The organism is Klebsiella sp. 141198 (assembly GCF_050600785.1).
Lineage (GTDB): Bacteria > Pseudomonadota > Gammaproteobacteria > Enterobacterales > Enterobacteriaceae > Klebsiella > Klebsiella aerogenes.
On record NZ_JAQIRM010000004.1, the window covers coordinates 387,185 to 409,167 of the forward strand.

Genomic DNA, 21,983 nt, shown 5'->3' on the forward strand with positions numbered 1-21,983 from the left:
AGCGCCTGCCGCCCCTACATCTTACATTTCCATTACAAATTTAACAATTAGTCAAAGCGTAATGGAGCCGATAATGGTGGATGTACTGGTGATTGGCGGCGGCAACGCCGCGTTATGCGCCGCCTTAACCGCCCGGGAAGCAGGCGCATCCGTCCTGCTGCTGGAGGCCGCGCCGCGGGAATGGCGTGGCGGTAACTCTCAGCACACGCGTAACCTGCGTTGTATGCACGATGTGCCGCAGGATGTCTTAGTCGACAGCTATCCGGAAGAAGAATACTGGCAGGATCTGCTGCGCGTGACCGGGGGCAACACCAACGAAACGCTGGCCCGGTTGGTGATCCGCACCTCGTCGCAATGTCGGGACTGGATGCGCCGTCATGGCGTTAACTTTCAACCGCCCTTATCCGGCGCCCTGCACGTCGCACGCACCAACGCCTTTTTTATGGGCGGCGGTAAAGCCCTGGTCAATGCCTATTACCGCAGCGCCGAGCAGATGGGCGTGCAGATCCGCTATAACACTCCGGTGCAGGCGCTTGAATTACGTGATGGCGAATTCGTCGCCGCGCTGGCGGGCACCGAGCGGATCGCCGCGAAAACCTGCGTGCTCGCCGCCGGCGGTTTTGAATCTAACCGCGAGTGGCTGCGCGAAGCCTGGGGGCAAAATGAGCGCGGCGAATGGCCTGCCGACAACTTTCTCATCCGCGGCACCCGTTTTAATCAGGGGGTGCTGCTCAAATTTATGATCGACGCCGGGGCCGATATCATCGGCGATCCTTCGCAGTCGCACTGCGTCGCCATTGACGCCCGGGCGCCGCTCTATGACGGCGGCATCTGTACCCGCGTCGACTGCGTGTCGCTGGGGGTGGTGGTGAACCGCGATGCTGAGCGCTTTTATGATGAAGGGGAAGATTTCTGGCCCAAACGTTACGCCATCTGGGGCCGTCTGGTCGCCCACCAGCCGGGGCAAATCGGCTATTCGATCATCGACAGCAAAGCCGTTGGACAGTTTATGCCGCCCGTATTTCCGGGCGCCCAGGCCAATACCATCGCGGAACTGGCGCGCCAGTTGGGGCTGGACGGCGAACGTTTGTCACAGACCATCGCCAGCTACAATGCCGCCTGTACGCCAGGCCAGTTCGACCATACCCGTCTTGATAACTGCGCCACCGCCGGCCTGACGCCGCCGAAGACCCACTGGGCGCGGCCTATCGATACGCCGCCTTATTACGGTTATGCCCTACGTCCAGGGATCACCTTCACCTACCTCGGGCTGTACGTCAATCAACACGCCGCCGTCCACTTTGCCGGCAAGCCGAGCCGCAATCTGTTTGTCGCCGGCGAAATGATGGCCGGCAACGTGCTGGGCAAAGGCTATACCGCCGGCGTAGGCATGTCGATCGGGACCACATTCGGCCGCATTGCCGGTCAGCAAGCCGCCCTGGCGGCGCAGCAGGAGAAACATCATGAAGTCGCTTGAAAAGCTGATCATCGAGGCGCAAATCATCACCGAGCCGGAAGCGGAAGTCGAACGGGTGATGCAGGTCTGTAACGCCTGCCGCTATTGCGAAGGCTTTTGCGCCGTATTTCCGGCCATGACCCAGCGTCTGTCCTTTGGCAAGGCGGATATTAACTATCTGGCGAACCTGTGCCACAACTGCGGCGCCTGCCTGCACGCCTGCCAGTATGCCCCGCCGCACGAGTTTGCGATTAATGTTCCCAGAGCGATGGCGGAAGTGCGGCTGGAAACCTATCAACATTACGCCCGGCCCGCCGCTTTCGGCAGTTTATATCGCCGTGCGGGGATCGCCACGGTGCTGGCGCTGGTCGCGGGTCTTGTCCTGTTTCTGCTGCTGGCGATGGGGCTCAAAGGCTCGCTGCTGCACCCGCCGCTGGCCGGCGATTTCTACCAGATTTTCCCACATAACCTGCTGGCGTGGATGTTTGGTTCAGTCTTTATTTTGGCCATCGGTTTACTGATGAGCGGGGTGATTCGTTTCTGGCGCGAGATCTCGCCGGGCCAACCGCAGGCGGCTGATATCGCCAGGGCCTCACATGATGCGCTGACCTTGAAATATCTCGACGGCGGACACGGTAAAGGCTGTAACGAGGCCGATGACGCCTTCACCCTGATGCGCCGCCGTTTTCACCACTTCACCTTTTACGGTTTTATGCTCTGTTTCGCCGCCACGGTTGTGGCCACCGGCTATCACTACTTCGCCGGCTGGGAAGCGCCCTACCCGTTCTTCAGCGTACCGGTGCTGCTGGGCACGCTTGGCGGGATCGGGCTGCTGGTAGGCCCTGCGGGTTTGCTATGGCTGAACCTGCGCCGCTCGCCGCTGCACGGCGACGCGCGGCAAAAACCGATGGATCGTGGTTTTATCTTGCTATTGCTGCTGACCAGTTTTACCGGGCTCGCGCTCCTGGCGGGCCGGGACACCTCGTGGATGGGCATTCTGCTCGCTATCCATCTCGGGGTGGTGATGGCGCTGTTTTTAACGCTGCCTTACGGAAAATTTGCCCACGGATTTTATCGCTGTGCGGCGTTACTCAAGTGGGCGATTGAGAAGCGGCGCGGAAAACAGGCGGCAGTCGCAGGCGACTAACCCGCTCACTCTTACCTCTATAACAACAAGATAAAGACAATGGAGAGCAAACTCTATGACTCAACCAACATCGCGCGCCGGTACCTTCGGCGCAATTCTCCGCGTAACTAGCGGTAATTTTCTCGAGCAATTCGACTTCTTTCTGTTTGGTTTCTATGCCACCTATATCGCCAGAACCTTCTTTCCGGCAGAGAGCGAGTTTGCGGCGTTGATGCTCACCTTTGCCGTATTTGGTTCCGGCTTTCTGATGCGCCCCATTGGCGCGGTGGTGCTGGGCGCCTATATCGACAGGATCGGGCGCCGTAAAGGACTGATGGTCACCCTGGCGATTATGGGCTGCGGCACGTTACTGATTGCGCTGGTGCCGGGTTACCAAACCATCGGCGTGCTGGCGCCGGTGTTGGTATTAATTGGCCGTTTGCTGCAAGGATTCTCGGCCGGGGTCGAGCTCGGCGGCGTGTCGGTCTATCTGGCGGAAATCGCCAAACCGGGGAAAAAGGGGTTCTATACCAGTTGGCAGTCCGCCAGCCAACAGGTGGCCATCGTCATGGCGGCGCTGATTGGCTACGCGCTGAACGAGACGCTGGGTCACGACGAGATTGCAGAATGGGGCTGGCGCATTCCCTTCTTTATCGGCTGCCTGATTATCCCGCTGATTTTCGTGCTCCGGCGTTCGCTGCAGGAGACCGAAGCCTTTCTTCAGCGTAAGCATCGTCCCGATACGAAAGAGATACTGACCACAATTGTTAAAAACTGGCGCATCATCAGCACAGGCACCTTACTGGTAGCGATGACGACCACCACCTTTTATTTTATTACCGTCTATACCCCAACTTACGGCAGAGCGGTACTGCATCTGAGCGCACGCGACAGCTTGCTGGTCACGATGCTGGTCGGTATCTCTAACTTTATCTGGTTGCCGATTGGCGGGGCGCTGTCAGACAAAATAGGTCGTCGTCCGGTGCTGATGGGAATCACCGTCCTGGCGTTGCTGACCACCTGGCCGGTGATGCAATGGCTCACCGCCGCGCCGGACTTCACCCGCATGACGCTGGTGCTGCTGTGGCTCTCGTTCTTCTTTGGTATGTATAACGGCGCAATGGTGGCGGCGCTAACGGAAGTGATGCCGGTCTACGTTCGCACCGTGGGCTTTTCGCTGGCGTTTAGCCTCGCCACCGCTATCTTCGGCGGCCTGACGCCGGCTATCTCTACCGCGCTGGTGGAAATCACCGGCGATAAGAGCGCGCCGGGCTGGTGGCTGATGTGCGCGGCGCTATGCGGATTCGCCGCCACCGCCATGTTGTTCATGCGTCTGAGCCGCGGCTATCAACCAGCGGAAATACCGCGTTAAAATAGCGACGGGCGGAGTGTGCGCTCCGCCCGTATACGCTTAACTGTCTGCTTTACTTAGTGGTGTTATTACTGCGGATCTCCTGCCAGATTTTATCGCAGCGCGCTTTGACCGCCTGGTCATTACCGGTGCGCGTCGCCTGAATACAGGCCTGATAATCCAGCACTCTGACACTCTCCTGCGTCGCAAACTGCTGATGCGGTTTCTCTTCCTTCAGGACATTGAGCACGCTCTGACAGGCTTCAATTTTGTCCGGATTACCTTCCGCCGTGTTGATACAGGCGCTATAGGCATCTTTCAATTTGGAATCTTCTTTCGGCGCTGGCGATTGCGCGCAGGCAACCAAACCCGATGCCATGATGGCGATGAGCAGCAGCTTTTTCATAATTATTCTCCCGGAGGGGCGGCAGGCTCACGCCCGCCGCGCAGGCATCAGAAAATGGTGAACGGTGCGATAACCATAAACTTCACGTCACGCTCATCCTGGAAGATGTTGCCGTAACCGCCGCTCCAGCTCGGGATGTCGGAGTGGTTGTCGTATTGCGTGAAGTGCAGTTTGAACATCGTTCCTTTCGCGCGGCCTTCCTGCAGGGTGTAGATAGCATCCAGGCTGTAGGCGGATTCTTTCAGACGATAGTTAGGATCGTAGTAAGCATCCGGGGATGCCATTCTGCCAGGCTTAGCATCCCAGGCGTAAACATAGGATGCGCCAAACGCCCAGCCCGGCATGTCCCAGTTCTTCATGTCGTACATCGCACCGAAGAACACCGCTTTCTCGCCGTTGGCGTTAAAGTCAGAGCGGTTATCCCACCAGATATCGAGACGACCGTTAGAGGAGGCATAGGTTGGCGTCATACGCTGCAGGAAGTAGCCCTGCTGACCATCGGCTTTCACCCAGGTCCCTTCCAGACGCAGATCCAGCACATCGGCCGCTTTATAGCCGAAAGTGATCGCCTGCAGCCACGCGGTGCCGTCGTAGATATCGTTGACGCCGCCGTTGCTGACTTTATCGCGGGTACCGTAGAACTGATAGCTGGTGCTCAACGGCGAACCCGCGATATCAAATTTGTAGCTGGCTTTAGCAAAGTACTGATCGATATAGCCCTGGGCCTGTCCAAATGCGGCTTCCAGCACCAGATCGTTTTTAAAATCGTACTTCGCGCCAAGAGAGTGAAGATAGTCAACTTTGGTTTTCTTATCGTTCTGGTAGAAATCATCCATCTCGATATGCCACGGCGCCTTATATTCGTTAGTCCACATATAGGAGAAACTCAGCGCGCCGTTATCGCCATAGTCGAAGTTGGCTCCGGCTTCCGCACCCTGATAGGTACCCGGCATAAAGCTCCAGTGCGGCGCCAGCAGCGTTTGTCCGGTCGGCTGGATATAACCCGCGCGCGCCCACGCCGGGCCAAATTTAAATTTTGCTGCCGCTTTATACAGGCTTATCCCGCTCTTATCGCCGGTATAATCTTCGCTGTACGCACGGTTGCTGGAGGAGAAAGCAATTTCGTTCGGATGGCCGCTGTCGCCGTTTTCCGCCATTTCAATCGCGGTGAAGGCAGCAATATCCAGACCAAACATATCGGCGGCATAGCCGGACTGGAAATCCAGGTTGGCGTTCCAGGTAGAATGGGAAAGGTTAGTTTCGTATTTGTCGGTTTCTACGTTTTTACGGTCGCGCTCGCGCTGCCAGTAATAGATACCGCCGGTTAAGGTAGAATCATCGATAAAGCCTGCTGCGCTGGCCTGTGGAGCCACAACCCAACCCGACATCGCGGTGACGGCGGCAATAGCCAGCGCCAGCGTACTACGTTTGCCACTAAACGTACGCATGTGCATATCCTCTTTGACGTTTTAAAATTGCGATTGCCAAAGGCAGCTCGCTAAAAAAATAAAAAAGTACTAAAAGCGGTGCGGTTAAAAGTCCGCGAAACCACTATGGATAGACTATTTTTCGTGACGCGAATTATCAATCTCTTTCGCAGAGCAAAGCTTAAGATTATGACAAAGCGCACATAATTTATGTCGTTTTGTTACAGACTTACTTCTCAGCTTTTTTAACGATAAGTCATGGTTATATCGAAAAAAAATTGAAAATCCGTCAAAGCTGAAACGGTTAAATGTAAATACGCAGGCAGGAAGAGATGGGGAATTATTACTGCGTTTTAATAAGATTAATTCGCATCGAAAAAATATCGATTCTTAATTCACTGATTCTGAAATAAAAAAAACGCCGCAGTGCGCGGCGTTTCATGAAGACGGTGAGCATTACTCGCCGATTTTAGCCCAGGTGTCACGCAGGCCAACGGTGCGGTTGAAGACCAGATGGCTCTCGGTGGCGTAGCGGCTGTCGAGGCAGAAGTAACCTTCGCGCTCGAACTGGTATGCTTTACCCGCCTGCGCTTTCGACAGGCTCGGCTCCGCGAAACCTTGCTTGATGACCAGCGATTCCGGGTTCATTACCGCCAGGAAGTCATCCGCCGCGCCCGGGTTCGGCACGCTAAACAGACGGTCATAGAGGCGAATTTCAACCGGCAGCGCGTGCGCCGCGCTCACCCAGTGGATAACGCCTTTAACCTTGCGGCCATCGGCCGGGTCTTTGCTCAGGGTGTCGGCATCGTAAGTACAGAAGATGGTAGTGATATTACCTTCTGCATCTTTCTCAACGCGTTCCGCTTTAATCACGTAGGCGTTGCGCAGACGCACCTCTTTACCCAGCACCAGACGCTTGTACTGTTTGTTGGCTTCTTCGCGGAAGTCCGCGCGATCGATCCAGATCTCAGCGCTGAATGGTACCTCGCGGCTACCCATTTCCGGCTTGTTCGGATGGTTCGGCATCGCCACCATTTCGCTTGCGCCCTGCGGATAGTTTTCGATAACCAGTTTAACCGGATCGATTACCGCCATCGCGCGCGGCGCGTTTTCGTTAAGATCTTCACGAATGCACGACTCCAGCGACGCCATCTCAATGGTGTTGTCCTGCTTGGTCACGCCGATGCGTTTGCAGAACTCGCGGATGGATTCAGCGGTATAACCACGACGGCGCAGACCGGAAATAGTCGGCATACGCGGGTCATCCCAACCTTCCACGTGCTTTTCCGTCACCAGCTGATTCAGCTTACGCTTGGACATCACGGTGTATTCGAGATTCAGGCGCGAGAATTCATACTGACGCGGATGCACCGGAATACTGATGTTGTCGAGCACCCAGTCGTACAGACGACGGTTGTCCTGGAACTCCAGGGTACACAGCGAGTGGGTGATACCTTCCAGCGCATCGCTGATGCAGTGGGTGAAGTCGTACATCGGGTAGATGCACCACTTGTTGCCGGTCTGATGGTGTTCCGCAAATTTAATGCGATACAGCACCGGGTCACGCATCACGATGAACGGCGACGCCATGTCGATCTTCGCGCGCAGGCAAGCTTTACCCTCTTCAAAGCCGCCGGTGCGCATTTTTTCGAACAGCGCCAGGTTCTCTTCCACGCTGCGATCGCGGTATGGGCTGTTTTTACCCGGTTCTTTCAGGGTACCGCGGTATTCGCGGATCTCGTCGGCGGACAGTTCGTCAACGTAGGCCAAACCTTTGTTGATCAGTTCAACCGCATACTGATGCAGCTGATCGAAGTAATCAGAGGAGTAGCAGACATCGCCGGACCAGTGGAAACCTAACCACTGCACGTCGTTTTTAATCGACTCCACGTATTCGATATCTTCTTTCACCGGGTTGGTGTCATCGAAACGCAGATTACATTGACCTTGGTAATCCTGAGCGATGCCGAAGTTCAGGCAAATGGATTTTGCATGGCCAATGTGCAGGTAGCCGTTCGGTTCCGGCGGGAAGCGGGTATGAACGGTGGTGTGCTTACCGGTAGCCAGATCTTCATCGATGATCTGACGGATAAAGTTAGTCGGGCGGGCTTCTGCCTCACTCATCACGGGTTCCTCAAAGCGTAAACAACGTATAACGGCACATGATCTTACAAGCAGGGCGCAGAGACAACTATTAGTTACGCAAAATACGTATCTGTTGTTGGATATGGGGGTATTTGCGGCAAAAAAAAGCGGCGCAGGTTTCGCTGCGCCGCTGAGGCAAAACTCTACTCAGGAGCCTTACTTGCCTTTAATCTCGAACAACGGCGTTTGGCCGGCGACAACGTTACCCGTTGCCTGAATCACCAGCGCGCTGTAATCATCGCTGTTGCTGCAGACGACCGGACTAATCATCGAGCGGGCGTTGGCGTTGAGGAACGCCAGATCCATTTCCAGAATCGGCTCGCCGGCTTTCACCTGTGCGCCCTCTTCAACCAGACGTTTAAAGCCTTTGCCTTCCAGCGCGACGGTATCGATGCCCATATGGACGACGATTTCCGCGCCATTATCGGTTTCCAGGCAGAATGCGTGGTTGGTGTTGAAGATTTTCACCACCGTACCGGCCGCCGGCGCGACAACGATGTTATCGGTCGGTTTCACCGCGACACCGTCACCGACGGCTTTGCTGGCGAAGGCTTCATCCGGCACCTGCTCAAGCGCCACCACTTCGCCGGTAATCGGGGAAACCAGCGCTTCGACGGTTTTAGCGTTTGCAACCGCCTGCGGTTTGGCCGCAGGCGCGGCGGCTGGCGCGCTGTCAGTCGAGACGGCGGTAGCGGCAACCGGACCACGGGCAACCACTTTCTTCATGGCGTCGCCAACGGATTCCGCTTTCGCGCCAACGATGACCTGGATAGTCTGTTTGTTCAGTTTCACCACGCCGGAGGCGCCGAGACGTTTACAGGCGGCATCGTTGACTTTCGCCGAGTCGCCGACGGTCAGACGCAGACGGGTGATACAGGCATCAATGGCTTTCAGGTTATCGGTACCGCCTACGGCTGCGATGTAGTTGGTCGCCAGCTGAGTCAGACCTTCTTCGGTGTTGCTGTTAGCTTCTTCAGTCACGACGTCGTCGGTTTTATCTTCACGACCCGGCGTTTTCAGGTTGAACATGCGGATAACCGCGCTGAACAACAGGAAGTAAACGAAGAAGAACACCACGCCCATCACCAGCAGCATCCAGACGTTTTTGCTGGCTGCCGGCAGGCTGTACATCAACACGTAGTCGATAGCGCCCGCGGAGAAGGAGAAGCCCGCATGGATACCCAGCGCCGTTGCGATGAACAGGCTGATACCGGTCAGGATAGCGTGCAGGAGGTACAGCAATGGCGCCAGGAACATGAACAGGAATTCCAGCGGCTCGGTCACACCGGTCAGGAAGGCGGTGATGGCCACGGACAGCAGCATACCGCCGACCATCGGACGACGCTCTTTCGGCGCAGCCATGTACATCGCCAGCGCAGCGCCCGGCAGACCAAACATCATGATCGGGAAGAAGCCGGACATGAACATCCCCGCGGTACCGTCACCGGCATAGAAGCGGTTGATGTCGCCGTGGAAGACCGCGCCCGCGGCGTTGGTGAACTCGCCAATCTGGAACCAGGCGATGGTGTTCAGCACCTGATGCAGACCGGTTGGGATCAGCAGACGGTTGATGAAACCGAAGATACCGGAACCCAGCGCGCCCGCAGACACGATCCATTCGCCGCCCGCATGAATAGCGTGCTGCACCGGCGGCCAGACATAGCCGAAGATGGCAGCCAGCACCAGACAGAAGAAGCCGGTAGCGATAGGTACGAAGCGTTTACCGCCGAAGAAGCTCAGGAAGTCTGGCAGTTTAATGCCGGCCCAACGGTTATAAACAGCACCCGCGACCAGACCGGTAATGATACCCGCCAGCACGCCCATGTTAATTTCCGGGTTAATGGTGACCATCGCTTTGGTCATCACGAAATAACCTACCGCGCCGGCCAGCGCCGCAGAACCCGCGTTATCTTTGGACCAACTTGATGCCACGCCGATGGCGAAGATCAACGCTAAGTTGTCAAAGATTGCCCCACCCGCTTGCGCGATGAAGGGTACGTTCAGCAGATCTGGTTGCCCGAATCGCAGCAGCAAGGCCGCGACCGGCAGCACTGCGATAGGGAGCTGTAACGCCCTACCCAGCCGCTGAAAGAAACCTAAAATATTCATCTTATTCCCCCTATGAGACCCCGATGAGGCTCATTTCAAAGCCACTTTTTTATTGTGTAACAAGGTCGGATTTATCACTTACCGGCAAAGTGTGTGAAAAATTAATTCGTATCGCAAATTAAACGGGTATTTTTTGTGACTATAATCACCAAATATCGTATTCCCCCCTCCCTTTGACTGGCTAACATCGAAAACTTATTTTATCATTCAAAAAATCAACACGGATTGACCCCGGTCGGCGCAGTTGCTGCAATACTCTTCATAGTATGCTGGCGCCAATCCGCCAGGTTCTAATTTAACTATAGAGGTGAAGAATGAGACTGATCCCCCTGGTAACAGCTGAACAAGTAGGTAAATGGGCTGCCCGTCATATCGTTAACCGCATTAACGCGTTCAAACCGACCGCGGACCGTCCGTTCGTACTGGGTCTGCCTACCGGTGGTACGCCTCTTACCGCTTACAAAGCGCTGGTTGAAATGCATAAAGCAGGCCAGGTTAGCTTCAAGCACGTTGTTACCTTCAACATGGATGAGTATGTCGGCCTGCCGAAAGAGCATCCAGAAAGCTATCATAGCTTCATGCACCGCAATTTCTTTGACCATGTTGATATTCCAGCTGAAAATATCAACCTGCTGAATGGTAATGCGCCGGATATCGATGCAGAATGCCGTCGTTATGAAGAAAAAATCCGCTCCTACGGTAAAATCCACCTGTTTATGGGCGGCGTAGGTAACGATGGTCATATCGCGTTTAACGAACCGGCCTCTTCTCTGGCGTCCCGTACCCGTATTAAAACCCTGACCCATGACACCCGCGTGGCCAACTCCCGCTTCTTCGACGGCGATGTGGATCTGGTGCCGAAATATGCGCTGACCGTGGGCGTGGGTACTCTGCTGGATGCGGAAGAAGTGATGATTCTGGTGCTGGGCCATCAGAAAGCGCTGGCGCTGCAGGCGGCGGTCGAAGGTAACGTCAACCACATGTGGACCATCACCTGTCTGCAGCTGCATCCGAAAGCGGTTGTGGTCTGCGACGAGCCGTCCACGATGGAACTGAAAGTGAAGACTCTGAAATATTTCAACGAATTAGAAGCTGAAAATATTAAAGGTCTGTAATGTAGTCCGTCTCGCGCCCTGGCGTGGGACCATCTTTTTCTTTGTATGCCACACCAGAACAATGCGAGTTGAGCTGGTGGGGCGTATATACCGGGGGTCGTAATGTATGCATTAACCCAGGGCCGGGTTTACACCGGTCATGAAATTCTCGATGACCATGCGGTTGTTATCGCCAATGGCCGTATCGAACGTCTCTGTCCGCTGGCTGATTTGCCGTCTGAAATTGAGCAACGCTCGGTCAACGGCGCGATTATTGCCCCCGGTTTCATCGACGTCCAGCTGAACGGCTGCGGCGGCGTGCAGTTCAACGATAGTCCGGATGCGGTCACCGTCGAAACGCTGGAAATTATGCAGAAAGCGAATGAACGTTCCGGCTGCACCAACTTCCTGCCGACGCTGATTACCTCCAGCGATGACCTGATGAAGCAAGGCATTCGCGTGATGCGCGAATACCTGCAAAAACACCCGAACCAGGCGCTGGGTCTGCATCTGGAAGGGCCGTGGTTGAATATCGTTAAAAAAGGCACTCACAACCCGGACTACGTGCGTAAACCGGACGCCGCGCTGGTCGACTTCCTGTGCGACAACGCCGACGTTATCACCAAAGTGACGCTGGCCCCTGAACGCGTCGAACCGGAAGTGATCCGTAAACTGGTTGCCGCCGGCATCGTCGTTTCGGCAGGCCACTCTAATGCTACGCTGAAAGAGGCGAAAATCGGTTTCCGCGCCGGTATCACTTTTGCGACGCACCTTTATAATGCCATGCCATATATTACCGGTCGCGAACCAGGCCTGGCCGGCGCCATTTTCGACGAGCCGGATGTCTACTGCGGTATCATCGTCGACGGTATGCACGTCGATTACGCCAACGTGCGTAACGCTAAACGCCTGAAAGGCGATAAACTGTGCCTGGTGACTGACGCCACCGCGCCGGCAGGAGCTAATATTGACCAGTTCATTTTTGCTGGTAAAACAATATACTACCGCAATGGTCTGTGCGTGGATGAAAACGGCACCCTCAGCGGCTCTTCGCTGACCATGATTGAAGGGGTACGTAACCTCGTTGAACATTGCGGCGTGGCGCTGGACGAAGTGTTGCGTATGGCGACGCTCTACCCGGCGCGCGCGATTGGCGTGGACAAGCAGCTCGGCAGCATTGCGCCGGGTATGGTCGCTAACCTGACCGCTTTCAGCCGCGATTATAAAATCATCAAGACCATCGTTAATGGTAACGAGGTCGTCACTGAGTAAGTAAAAGTATGACAGCAGGCGGACAAGCTCAAATTGGTAACGTCGATCTGGTAAAACAGCTGAACAGCGCGGCCGTCTATCGGCTGATTGACCAACATGGTCCCATCTCGCGCATTCAGATAGCGGAACAAAGTCAGCTTGCCCCTGCCAGCGTAACCAAAATTACGCGTCAGCTTATTGAGCGCGGCCTGATCAAAGAAGTCGATCAGCAGGCCTCCACCGGGGGGCGCCGCGCCATCTCTATCATTGCTGAGACCCGCAATTTCAACGCCATCGGCGTGCGGCTTGGCCGCTATGACGCCACCCTGACCCTCTATGATTTAAGCAGTAAGACGCTGGAAGAAGAGCATTTCCCGCTGCCGGAGCGTACCCAGGAAACCCTCGAGCACGCGCTGCTGAATATCATCGCCACCTTTATTGAAAATTGTCAGCGCAAAATCCGCGAGCTTATCGCCATTTCGGTCATTTTGCCGGGGCTGGTCGATCCGGAAAGCGGCGTTATCCGCTATATGCCGCATATTCAGGTCGAGAACTGGGGGCTGGTCGGCGCGTTGGAAAAACGCTTTAGCGTCACCTGTTTTGTCGGCCACGATATCCGCAGTCTGGCATTGGCCGAGCACTATTTTGGCGCAAGCCAGGATTGCGAAGACTCCATCCTGGTGCGCGTACACCGCGGTACCGGCGCGGGCATTATTTCCAACGGGCGTATTTTTATCGGCCGTAACGGTAACGTCGGTGAAATTGGCCATATCCAGGTTGACCCATTAGGCGAACGCTGTCACTGCGGCAACTTCGGCTGTCTGGAAACCGTCGCCGCGAACGCCGCCATTGAGCACCGCGTCCGTCATCTGCTTGAGCAGGGCTATCAAAGCCGTATCACGCTTGATGACTGTAATATCAAAACCATCTGCAAAGCGGCAAATAAAGGCGATGCGCTGGCCTGTGAAGTGATCGAATACGTTGGTCGTCATCTGGGTAAAACCATCGCCATCGCCATCAATCTGTTTAACCCACAAAAAGTGGTGATTGCCGGCGAAATCGTCGAGGCGGAAAAGGTGCTGCTGCCGGCCATTGAAGGTTGTATCAACGGCCAGGCGCTGAAAGCGTTTCGTAAAAACCTGCCCGTGGTACGTTCGACGCTCGATCACCGCTCGGCCATCGGCGCCTTCGCGCTGGTCAAGCGCGCGATGCTCAACGGCATCCTGCTACAGCATTTGCTGGAAAGCTAATCCAGCTTTATAGTTTCGCCTTTCGTTAATGATGTTGGACTGTCCATGACCATTCAAAACGTAATTTGTGATATCGACGGCGTGCTGATGCACGATAACGTGGCTGTTCCCGGCGCCGCTGAATTTATCAAACGCATCCTGGATAAAGGCATGCCGCTGGTGATGCTGACCAACTATCCTTCGCAAACCGGCCAGGACCTGGCCAACCGTTTCGCCACCGCCGGTATCGAAGTGCCGGATACCGCGTTCTACACCTCCGCCATGGCCACCGCTGATTTCCTGCGTCGCCAGGAAGGTAAAAAAGCCTATGTGGTTGGCGAAGGCGCGCTCATCCACGAACTGTATAAGGCCGGCTTCACCATCACCGACGTTAACCCTGATTTCGTCATCGTTGGCGAGACTCGCTCCTTTAACTGGGAAATGATGCATAAAGCGGCTTTCTTTGTCGCCAACGGCGCGCGTTTCATCGCTACCAACCCGGATACCCACGGCCGTGGCTACTACCCTGCCTGCGGCGCGCTCTGCGCGGGAATCGAAAAAATCTCCGGCCGTAAACCGTTTTATGTCGGTAAGCCGAGCCCGTGGATTATCCGTTCCGCGCTTAACAAAATGCAGGCCCACTCCGAGCAAACGGTGATCGTCGGCGATAACCTGCGTACCGATATCCTCGCCGGCTTCCAGGCGGGCCTTGAGACCATTCTGGTGCTCTCCGGAGTCTCCACACTGGATGATATCGATAGCATGCCGTTCCGCCCGTCGTGGATTTATCCATCGGTCGCCGAAATCGACGTTTTTTGAACCCAAACCACGTCCCAGGACGTGGTTTTTTATTTTTGGTGCTGCCAAAAATAGATTCATCTAATGAAAATGGCTTACCACTAAACAATCATCAATAAAGCCGCGCTAAACATACTCATTTTTCAACATCCGGCAATCAGTATTGCACTTTTTACTTTTCAGCCGGTAAATCTCTTGCGCCCCACTCTCCTTTACGGCATTTTCTTTAACACGCACTAAGACCTTGCAAGAGACGAGGTCTGCACAACATCACTACAAGACAGGGTAACGGAGAAGGCTATGTGTTCTATTTTTGGCGTACTGGATATCAAAACTGACGCAGGCGAACTGCGTAAAAAGGCACTGGAACTTTCCCGCCTGATGCGCCACCGCGGACCGGACTGGTCCGGCGTTTATGCCAGCGATAAAGCGATTCTCGCCCACGAACGTCTGTCGATAGTCGACGTCAACGCCGGGGCCCAGCCGCTCTATAACCAACAAAAAACCCATGCGCTGGCGGTCAACGGTGAAATCTACAACCACCAGGCGCTGCGCGCCGAATATGGCGATCGCTACCAGTTCCAGACCGGTTCCGACTGTGAAGTAATCCTCGCGCTGTACCAGGAAAAAGGGCCTGAGTTCCTCGATGAACTGCAGGGGATGTTTGCCTTCGCGCTGTATGACAGCGAGAAAGACGCTTACCTGATTGGCCGCGACCATATCGGTATTATCCCGCTGTATATGGGCCACGACGAGCACGGCAACTTCTACGTCGCCTCTGAAATGAAAGCGCTGGTGCCGGTCTGCCGCACCATTAAAGAGTTCCCTGCGGGTAGCTACCTGTGGAGCCAGGATGGCGAAATTCGCCAGTACTATCAGCGCGACTGGTTCGACTACGACGCGGTAAAAGACAACGTCACGGATAAAAACGAGTTGCGTCAGGCGCTGGAAGAGTCAGTAAAAAGCCACCTGATGTCCGACGTACCTTACGGCGTGCTGCTCTCCGGCGGCCTGGACTCGTCGGTGATTTCGGCCATTACCAAAAAATACGCCGCCCGCCGCGTTGAAGATCAGGAGCGCAGCGAAGCCTGGTGGCCGCAGCTGCACTCATTCGCGGTCGGCCTCGAAGGCTCCCCTGACCTGAAAGCGGCGCAAGAAGTCGCGAACCACCTCGGCACCGTGCATCACGAAATTCACTTTACGGTGCAGGAAGGGCTGGATGCGATCCGCGACGTTATCTATCACATCGAAACGTATGACGTGACCACCATTCGCGCCTCGACGCCGATGTACCTGATGTCGCGTAAAATTAAAGCCATGGGCATTAAAATGGTGCTCTCTGGCGAAGGTTCCGATGAAGTCTTCGGCGGCTATCTCTACTTCCACAAAGCGCCGAACGCCAAAGAACTGCATGAAGAAACGGTGCGTAAACTGCAGGCGCTGCACATGTTTGACTGCGCCCGCGCCAACAAAGCGATGTCTGCCTGGGGGGTAGAGGCCCGCGTGCCGTTCCTCGATAAGAAATTCCTCGATGTGGCGATGCGCATCAACCCGCAGGATAAAATGTGCGGCAACGGCAAAATGGAAAAACATATTTTGCGCGAATGCTTTGAGTCCTATCTGCCAGCCAGCGTCGCCTGGCGCCAGAAAGAGCAGTTCTCCGACGGCGTGGGCTATAGCTGGATTGATACGCTGAAAGAAGTGGCGGCAAAACAGATTAGCGACCAGCAGCTGGAGACGGCAAGCTTCCGCTTCCCGTACAACACGCCGACCTCTAAAGAAGGCTATCTGTACCGCGAGATCTTCGAAGAGCTGTTCCCGCTGCCAAGCGCGGCGGAATGCGTACCCGGCGGCCCGTCCGTCGCCTGCTCTTCAGCGAAAGCCATCGAGTGGGATGAAGCGTTCAAAACCATGAACGATCCATCAGGACGCGCGGTCGGCGTGCACCAGTCAGCTTATAAATAAGCCATTCTGGCGAACAACGGACCCTACGGGGTCCGTTTTTTTTATGCCGAATTTGGCAAATAAAAACGATAAATAATCAATTCTTGCCGATTATTGCACCATGCTGTTCGCAACCTAACCAAACAGTCACATTACGACGATTTTCCTTGAAAAAGTGGTTGACGCTCGCAGGCCCAATACGCATAATGCGCCCCGCAACGCCGATAAGGTAACGCGAAAAAAAGATGGCTACGTAGCTCAGCTGGTTAGAGCACATCACTCATAATGATGGGGTCACAGGTTCGAATCCCGTCGTAGCCACCATCTTTTTTGCGGGAGTGGCGAAATTGGTAGACGCACCAGATTTAGGTTCTGGCGCCGCAAGGTGTGCGAGTTCAAGTCTCGCCTCCCGCACCATTCACCAAAAAGCGTTGCACGGATGGGGTATCGCCAAGCGGTAAGGCACCGGTTTTTGATACCGGCATTCCCTGGTTCGAATCCAGGTACCCCAGCCATATTTCTTCGATATTTGCGGTTAGCCGCGACGGTATTGGGGTATCGCCAAGCGGTAAGGCACCGGTTTTTGATACCGGCATTCCCTGGTTCGAATCCAGGTACCCCAGCCATCGAAGAAACAGCATGACAATTTGGCTACGTAGCTCAGCTGGTTAGAGCACATCACTCATAATGATGGGGTCACAGGTTCGAATCCCGTCGTAGCCACCATATTCAGGACTATCGGTTAACATCGGTAAATCCGTAAAAATTTGTTGGGGTATCGCCAAGCGGTAAGGCACCGGATTCTGATTCCGGCATTCCGAGGTTCGAATCCTCGTACCCCAGCCAAATTCAAAAGACGTTCCTCTGTGAACGCAGCCTGTTGGGGTATCGCCAAGCGGTAAGGCACCGGATTCTGATTCCGGCATTCCGAGGTTCGAATCCTCGTACCCCAGCCACTTATTCACAAAAAAGCTCACTTCGGTGAGCTTTTTTGCTTTCTGCGGATAGTCACATTGCCGATGTAGGTACTGCAAAACCTCAGTCTGCAGCCCCCATCGGCAAAAGCTCCTTTACAACCCTAGTGCATACTTCAATGCCTGGCGCTTTAATACTCCAGCACGTTCGGCTGCCATCAAGCCAATATTACGTAACACGCGTACCGGCGCTAAATCGTTGCTGAAGCCCGCATAGAACAGATCCATGCCGGATTGCATAATAAAGTTATCCGCCCGACGCCGCGCCTGATAGCGCTTCAGCACCGGCAAGCTGGACCAGGCTTCCCCGCGCCCGCGGGCTTCCGCCAAAATATCCAGCAGCGCGTCAACGTCGCGATAGCCAAGGTTAACCCCCTGCCCCGCCAGCGGATGAATGGTATGCGCAGCGTCCCCCACCAGCGCCAGTCCCGGTTGCACGTACTGCAATGCATGACGGCGGGTTAACGGGAAGGCGCCGGCGCTCATCGGCGTCACGCCGCCCAGACGTTTCGGAAAATGCGCGCTGATTTCCTGCTGCAGTTGGGACATCGACATCCCCTGCAGCTGGCGGATGCGCGCCGGGGTGTCGTACCACACCAGCGACGCCCAGTTATCGAATAGCGGCAGGAAGGCGCGCGGCCCGCTGGGGGTAAACTGTTGCCAGGTGCTATCACCGGGATCGTCGGCGCACTGCACGCTAATTAGCATACAGGATTGTTGATATTGCCACGCCTGAACGCCGATGCCGGCCAGTTCGCGCACCTGAGAATTCGCGCCGTCTGCGCCGATCGCCAGTTGCGCCGTGCAAACGCTCTCATCGCTCAGGCGCAGCGAAACGCCCTGCGGCTCACGATTAAGCTCGCTTAACGTCACGCCAACCCGCAAGGTCACCTGCGGATGGGCTTCGAGCGCCTGCCACAGCGCCAGCTGTAGCACGTTATTTTCCACCATATAGCCAAGCTCAGGCAGCTTCAGTTCGGCGGCATTAAAGTCAACGTGCGCGCTTTCCCACTCCCAGGTTTCAAGACGACGATAAGCATGCGCGCGCATAGCGCGCACCGCCTCCCAGACGCCGAGGCTTTTGAGCAAGCCGACCGACGATGCGCTGATCGCCGAAATACGCATATCCGGCGCCGCAGCGGCATCAAAGGCCGGAGGCGCGTGTTTTTCTATCACCGTCACCGAAAACCCGTGTTGCGCCAGCCCCAGCGCCAGCGCGCCGCCGACCATTCCGCCGCCGACAATGGCGATATCTGTTGCATGAATTGTCATGGCAATTATCCTTAAAGCTGATTTCCTTAAGTTTACCGGATTTTTTGCGCCTTGCGGGGGATCGTGGTCGCACTGGTCAGGTGGCAACCAAAGCATTACAATGCGTACCCTGCAAACGAATTCTAATTCTTAACTTATACCCGTCTTTATAATTGAGCATGAGCAAGTCGATGACAAAAAAACTCCATATTAAAACCTGGGGCTGTCAGATGAACGAATACGATTCATCCAAGATGGCCGATCTGCTGGATGCCACCCATGGGTATCAACTCACAGAAGTGGCCGAAGAAGCGGACGTGCTGCTGCTCAACACCTGCTCAATTCGCGAGAAGGCGCAGGAAAAAGTGTTCCATCAGCTTGGCCGCTGGAAACTGCTGAAAGAGAAAAAACCCGGCGTGATTATCGGCGTCGGCGGCTGTGTCGCCTCCCAGGAAGGCAAGCTGATTCGCCAGCGCGCCCATTACGTTGACATTATTTTTGGCCCGCAGACGCTGCACCGCCTGCCGGAGATGATCGACGCGGTGCGCAACAACCATAAACCGGTTATCGACGTGAGCTTCCCGGAAATCGAAAAATTCGATCGCCTGCCGGAACCGCGCGCCGAGGGGCCGACCGCCTTCGTTTCCATCATGGAAGGCTGCAACAAATACTGCACTTACTGCGTGGTGCCCTATACCCGCGGTGAAGAAGTAAGCCGCCCGTGCGACGATATTCTGTTTGAAATCGCCCAACTGGCGGCGCAAGGGGTGCGTGAAGTCAATCTGCTCGGGCAGAACGTGAACGCCTGGCGCGGCGAAAACTACGACGGCACGACCGGCAACTTTGCCGATCTGCTGCGTCTGGTCGCCGCCATCGACGGTATCGACCGTATTCGCTTCACCACCAGCCACCCGATTGAGTTTACTGACGATATCATCGAGGTCTATCGCGATACCCCTGAGCTGGTGAGCTTCCTGCATTTACCGGTGCAGGCCGGTTCCGATCGCGTACTGAACCTGATGGGCCGTACCCACACCGTGCTGGAATATAAAGCGATTATCCGCAAGCTGCGCGAAGCGCGCCCGGATATTCAGATTAGCTCCGACTTTATCGTCGGCTTCCCGGGCGAAACGACGGAAGACTTCGAAAAAACCATGAAGCTGATTGCCGAGGTTAACTTTGACGTCAGCTACAGCTTTATCTTCTCTGCCCGCCCGGGCACCCCGGCGGCGGATATGGTCGACGATGTCTCTGAAGCCGATAAAAAACAGCGCCTGTACATTCTGCAGGAGCGTATTAATCAACAGGCGATGGCGTGGAGCCGCCGCATGCTCGGCACCACCCAGCGTATTCTGGTAGAAGGCACGTCGCGTAAGAGCCTGATGGAGCTCTCCGGGCGCACCGAGAACAACCGCGTGGTGAACTTCGAAGGTACGCCGGATATGGTCGGTAAATTCGTCGACGTGGAAATCGTCGATGTCTACACTAACTCACTGCGCGGCAAAATTGTCCGCACCGAAGACGAGATGGGGCTGCGCGTCGTGGAATCGCCGGAATCGGTCATTGCGCGTACGCGTAAAGAAAACGATCTGGGCGTCGGCATCTATCAGCCGTAATCCCCGCAGGCCTGTCGGTTCCGACAGGCCTTGTATTTCCCCTCCTCGCCCCTATATCTACAGCAATGCTTGCGCCATATTCCCGTGACGTGAATAATTTCCTTATTGGCCGGATGACGAACGCCCTCCGGCAACACGCGTAATAAGAGGAACAGTTTGAACATAGAAACCCGTGAAATTACCCTGGAGCCAGCGGACAACGCCCGCCTGTTAGGGCTGTGCGGCCCGTTTGACGACAACATCAAACAGCTGGAGCGCCGGTTGGGTATTGAGATCAACCGCCGCGACAATCATTTTAAACTGACCGGCCGCGCCATCTGCGTACACGCCGCGGCAGATATTCTGACAAGCCTGTATGTTGATACCGCGCCAATGCGCGGCCAGATTCAGGATATTGAACCGGAACAAATCCACCTGGCTATTAAAGAAGCCCGGGTGCTCGAGCAAAGCGCCGAGAGCGTGCCGGAATACGGCAAGGCCATCAATATCAAAACCAAACGCGGGGTCATCAAACCGCGTACGCCAAACCAGGCGCAGTACATCGCCAATATCCTCGACCACGACATTACCTTTGGCGTCGGGCCTGCGGGTACCGGTAAAACCTACCTCGCGGTTGCCGCGGCGGTAGATGCCCTGGAGCGCCAGGAAATTCGCCGTATTCTGCTGACCCGTCCGGCGGTCGAAGCAGGCGAGAAGCTCGGCTTCCTGCCGGGCGACTTAAGCCAGAAGGTTGACCCGTATTTGCGCCCGCTGTATGACGCGCTGTTCGAGATGCTCGGCTTTGAGAAAGTTGAGAAGCTGATTGAGCGTAACGTCATTGAAGTCGCGCCGCTGGCCTACATGCGCGGGCGTACGCTGAATGACGCCTTTATCATTCTCGATGAAAGCCAGAACACCACCATCGAGCAGATGAAGATGTTCCTGACCCGTATCGGCTTTAACTCGAAAGCGGTTATCACCGGCGACGTTACCCAAATCGACCTGCCGCGCAATACCAAATCAGGCCTGCGTCACGCCGTTGAAGTGCTGGCGGAAGTCGATGAAATCAGCTTCAACTTCTTCCACAGCGAAGACGTGGTGCGCCATCCGGTAGTCGCCCGCATCGTCAATGCCTATGAGGCATGGGAAGAAGCCGAACAAAAACGTAAAGCAGAACTGGCCGCCGAGCGCAAACGCGAAGCCCAGGAACAGGAGCAAAAATGAGTCAGGTGATTCTCGATTTACAGCTGGCCTGCGAAGACACCGGCGGACTACCGGACGAAGCCCTCTTTCAACGCTGGGTGGATGCCGTCATCCCGCAGTTCCAGGAAGAGTCAGAGTTAACGATTCGCCTGGTCGATGTCGCCGAAAGCCACGAGCTGAACCTGACCTATCGCGGCAAGGATAAGCCGACTAACGTCCTCTCCTTCCCCTTCGAAGCCCCGCCGGGCATTGAGATGCCGCTGCTCGGCGATCTGATCATCTGCCGCCAGGTGGTTGAACAGGAAGCCAAAGAGCAGGAAAAACCGCTGGAGGCCCACTGGGCGCACATGGTCGTGCACGGTAGCCTGCACCTGCTGGGCTACGATCATATCGAAGACGACGAAGCGGAAGAAATGGAAGGCCTCGAAACAGAGATAATGCTTGCTCTGGGCTATGAGGATCCGTACATTGCCGAGAAGATTGCTGAATAGTAACTTGCCGGATGACGGCGCGAGCGCCTTATCCGGCCTACATTCATGCGTATCCCAAGCCTGATAAGCGTAGCGCCATCAGGCGAAACATGCCGTACGACGCTGAGTTTACGCGCGACGAGCGACAATTAAA

Annotated in this window: 16 protein-coding genes and 7 tRNA genes; 18 read left to right on the forward strand and 5 right to left on the reverse strand. The window is 55.5% G+C overall.

Features of this window, described 5'->3' with window-relative positions; all coding sequences use genetic code 11:
- The first annotated feature begins 73 nt into the window (after window positions 1–73).
- Genes tcuA through PGR10_RS15765 form a run of 3 tightly spaced genes read left to right on the forward strand, consistent with a single transcriptional unit; the run spans window position 74 to window position 3,954 of the window.
- Complete coding sequence (tcuA, locus tag PGR10_RS15755) at window positions 74–1,477, forward strand: FAD-dependent tricarballylate dehydrogenase TcuA (protein WP_430923752.1); 1,404 nt, start codon at window positions 74–76, stop codon at window positions 1,475–1,477.
- Window positions 1,464–2,603 (forward strand): tricarballylate utilization 4Fe-4S protein TcuB, encoded by a 1,140-nt coding sequence (gene tcuB / locus PGR10_RS15760; RefSeq protein WP_430923753.1) that lies wholly within the window; start codon window positions 1,464–1,466, stop codon window positions 2,601–2,603. The genes tcuA and tcuB overlap by 14 nt, the downstream gene beginning before the upstream one ends.
- 55 nt (window positions 2,604–2,658) lie before the next feature.
- Window positions 2,659–3,954, forward strand: coding sequence for an MFS transporter (locus tag PGR10_RS15765; protein WP_430923754.1), 1,296 nt, complete (start codon window positions 2,659–2,661; stop codon window positions 3,952–3,954).
- A 52-nt stretch (window positions 3,955–4,006) separates the two neighbouring features.
- Here PGR10_RS15765 and chiQ read toward each other — a convergent pair whose 3' ends face one another.
- From chiQ to nagE, 4 genes are all read right to left on the reverse strand, one after another.
- Window positions 4,007–4,339: a ChiQ/YbfN family lipoprotein gene (chiQ, locus tag PGR10_RS15770; protein ID WP_113373857.1), complete on the reverse strand. Its 333-nt coding sequence runs from the start codon at window positions 4,337–4,339 to the stop codon at window positions 4,007–4,009.
- 47 nt (window positions 4,340–4,386) lie between these two features.
- Complete coding sequence (chiP, locus tag PGR10_RS15775) at window positions 4,387–5,787, reverse strand: chitoporin ChiP (RefSeq protein ID WP_045392987.1); 1,401 nt, start codon at window positions 5,785–5,787, stop codon at window positions 4,387–4,389.
- Window positions 5,788–6,222: 435 nt separating this feature from the next.
- Window positions 6,223–7,890, reverse strand: coding sequence for a glutamine--tRNA ligase (gene glnS, locus PGR10_RS15780; RefSeq protein WP_045381516.1), 1,668 nt, complete (start codon window positions 7,888–7,890; stop codon window positions 6,223–6,225).
- A 177-nt stretch (window positions 7,891–8,067) separates the two neighbouring features.
- Window positions 8,068–10,020, reverse strand: coding sequence for a PTS N-acetyl glucosamine transporter subunit IIABC (gene nagE / locus PGR10_RS15785; RefSeq protein WP_113373855.1), 1,953 nt, complete (start codon window positions 10,018–10,020; stop codon window positions 8,068–8,070).
- Between the two features lie 314 nt (window positions 10,021–10,334).
- Here nagE and nagB point away from each other — a divergent pair, with 314 nt between their 5' ends.
- The 12 genes from nagB to PGR10_RS15845 all read left to right on the forward strand — a co-directional run bounded on the left by nagB (window position 10,335) and on the right by PGR10_RS15845 (window position 17,292).
- A complete protein-coding gene (gene nagB, locus PGR10_RS15790; protein ID WP_015367707.1) occupies window positions 10,335–11,135 on the forward strand; it encodes a glucosamine-6-phosphate deaminase in 801 nt (266 codons plus the stop codon).
- Window positions 11,136–11,237: 102 nt separating this feature from the next.
- Window positions 11,238–12,386, forward strand: coding sequence for an N-acetylglucosamine-6-phosphate deacetylase (gene nagA / locus PGR10_RS15795; protein ID WP_015367708.1), 1,149 nt, complete (start codon window positions 11,238–11,240; stop codon window positions 12,384–12,386).
- Window positions 12,387–12,394: 8 nt separating this feature from the next.
- A complete protein-coding gene (gene nagC, locus PGR10_RS15800; protein WP_087860229.1) occupies window positions 12,395–13,615 on the forward strand; it encodes a DNA-binding transcriptional regulator NagC in 1,221 nt (406 codons plus the stop codon).
- Between the two features lie 45 nt (window positions 13,616–13,660).
- Window positions 13,661–14,413: an HAD-IIA family hydrolase gene (locus PGR10_RS15805; protein WP_045392984.1), complete on the forward strand. Its 753-nt coding sequence runs from the start codon at window positions 13,661–13,663 to the stop codon at window positions 14,411–14,413.
- A 279-nt stretch (window positions 14,414–14,692) separates the two neighbouring features.
- On the forward strand, window positions 14,693–16,357 hold the full coding sequence (asnB, locus tag PGR10_RS15810; RefSeq protein WP_015367711.1) for an asparagine synthase B: 1,665 nt from the start codon (window positions 14,693–14,695) through the stop codon (window positions 16,355–16,357).
- Window positions 16,358–16,583: 226 nt separating this feature from the next.
- Window positions 16,584–16,660 (forward strand) — tRNA-Met (locus tag PGR10_RS15815).
- A gap of 8 nt (window positions 16,661–16,668) precedes the next feature.
- Window positions 16,669–16,753 (forward strand) — tRNA-Leu (locus PGR10_RS15820).
- A gap of 23 nt (window positions 16,754–16,776) precedes the next feature.
- A tRNA-Gln gene (locus tag PGR10_RS15825) sits at window positions 16,777–16,851 on the forward strand.
- A gap of 36 nt (window positions 16,852–16,887) precedes the next feature.
- Window positions 16,888–16,962: transfer RNA gene (locus PGR10_RS15830), tRNA-Gln, on the forward strand.
- Between the two features lie 23 nt (window positions 16,963–16,985).
- Window positions 16,986–17,062: transfer RNA gene (locus tag PGR10_RS15835), tRNA-Met, on the forward strand.
- A gap of 45 nt (window positions 17,063–17,107) precedes the next feature.
- Window positions 17,108–17,182 (forward strand) — tRNA-Gln (locus PGR10_RS15840).
- A 35-nt stretch (window positions 17,183–17,217) separates the two neighbouring features.
- Window positions 17,218–17,292: transfer RNA gene (locus PGR10_RS15845), tRNA-Gln, on the forward strand.
- Window positions 17,293–17,406: 114 nt separating this feature from the next.
- Here PGR10_RS15845 and ubiF read toward each other — a convergent pair.
- Window positions 17,407–18,582, reverse strand: coding sequence for a 3-demethoxyubiquinol 3-hydroxylase (gene ubiF / locus PGR10_RS15850; protein WP_430923755.1), 1,176 nt, complete (start codon window positions 18,580–18,582; stop codon window positions 17,407–17,409).
- Between the two features lie 170 nt (window positions 18,583–18,752).
- Between ubiF and miaB the strand changes: the two genes are divergently transcribed.
- From miaB to ybeY, 3 genes are all read left to right on the forward strand, one after another.
- Window positions 18,753–20,177, forward strand: coding sequence for a tRNA (N6-isopentenyl adenosine(37)-C2)-methylthiotransferase MiaB (gene miaB / locus PGR10_RS15855; protein ID WP_045381508.1), 1,425 nt, complete (start codon window positions 18,753–18,755; stop codon window positions 20,175–20,177).
- Window positions 20,178–20,333: 156 nt separating this feature from the next.
- Window positions 20,334–21,380 carry a PhoH family protein gene (locus PGR10_RS15860; RefSeq protein WP_087860232.1) on the forward strand — a complete coding sequence of 349 codons (1,047 nt, stop codon included), beginning with the start codon at window positions 20,334–20,336 and terminating at the stop codon, window positions 21,378–21,380.
- Window positions 21,377–21,850, forward strand: coding sequence for an rRNA maturation RNase YbeY (gene ybeY / locus PGR10_RS15865; RefSeq protein WP_087860233.1), 474 nt, complete (start codon window positions 21,377–21,379; stop codon window positions 21,848–21,850). The genes PGR10_RS15860 and ybeY overlap by 4 nt, the downstream gene beginning before the upstream one ends.
- Window positions 21,851–21,983 lie beyond the last annotated feature (133 nt).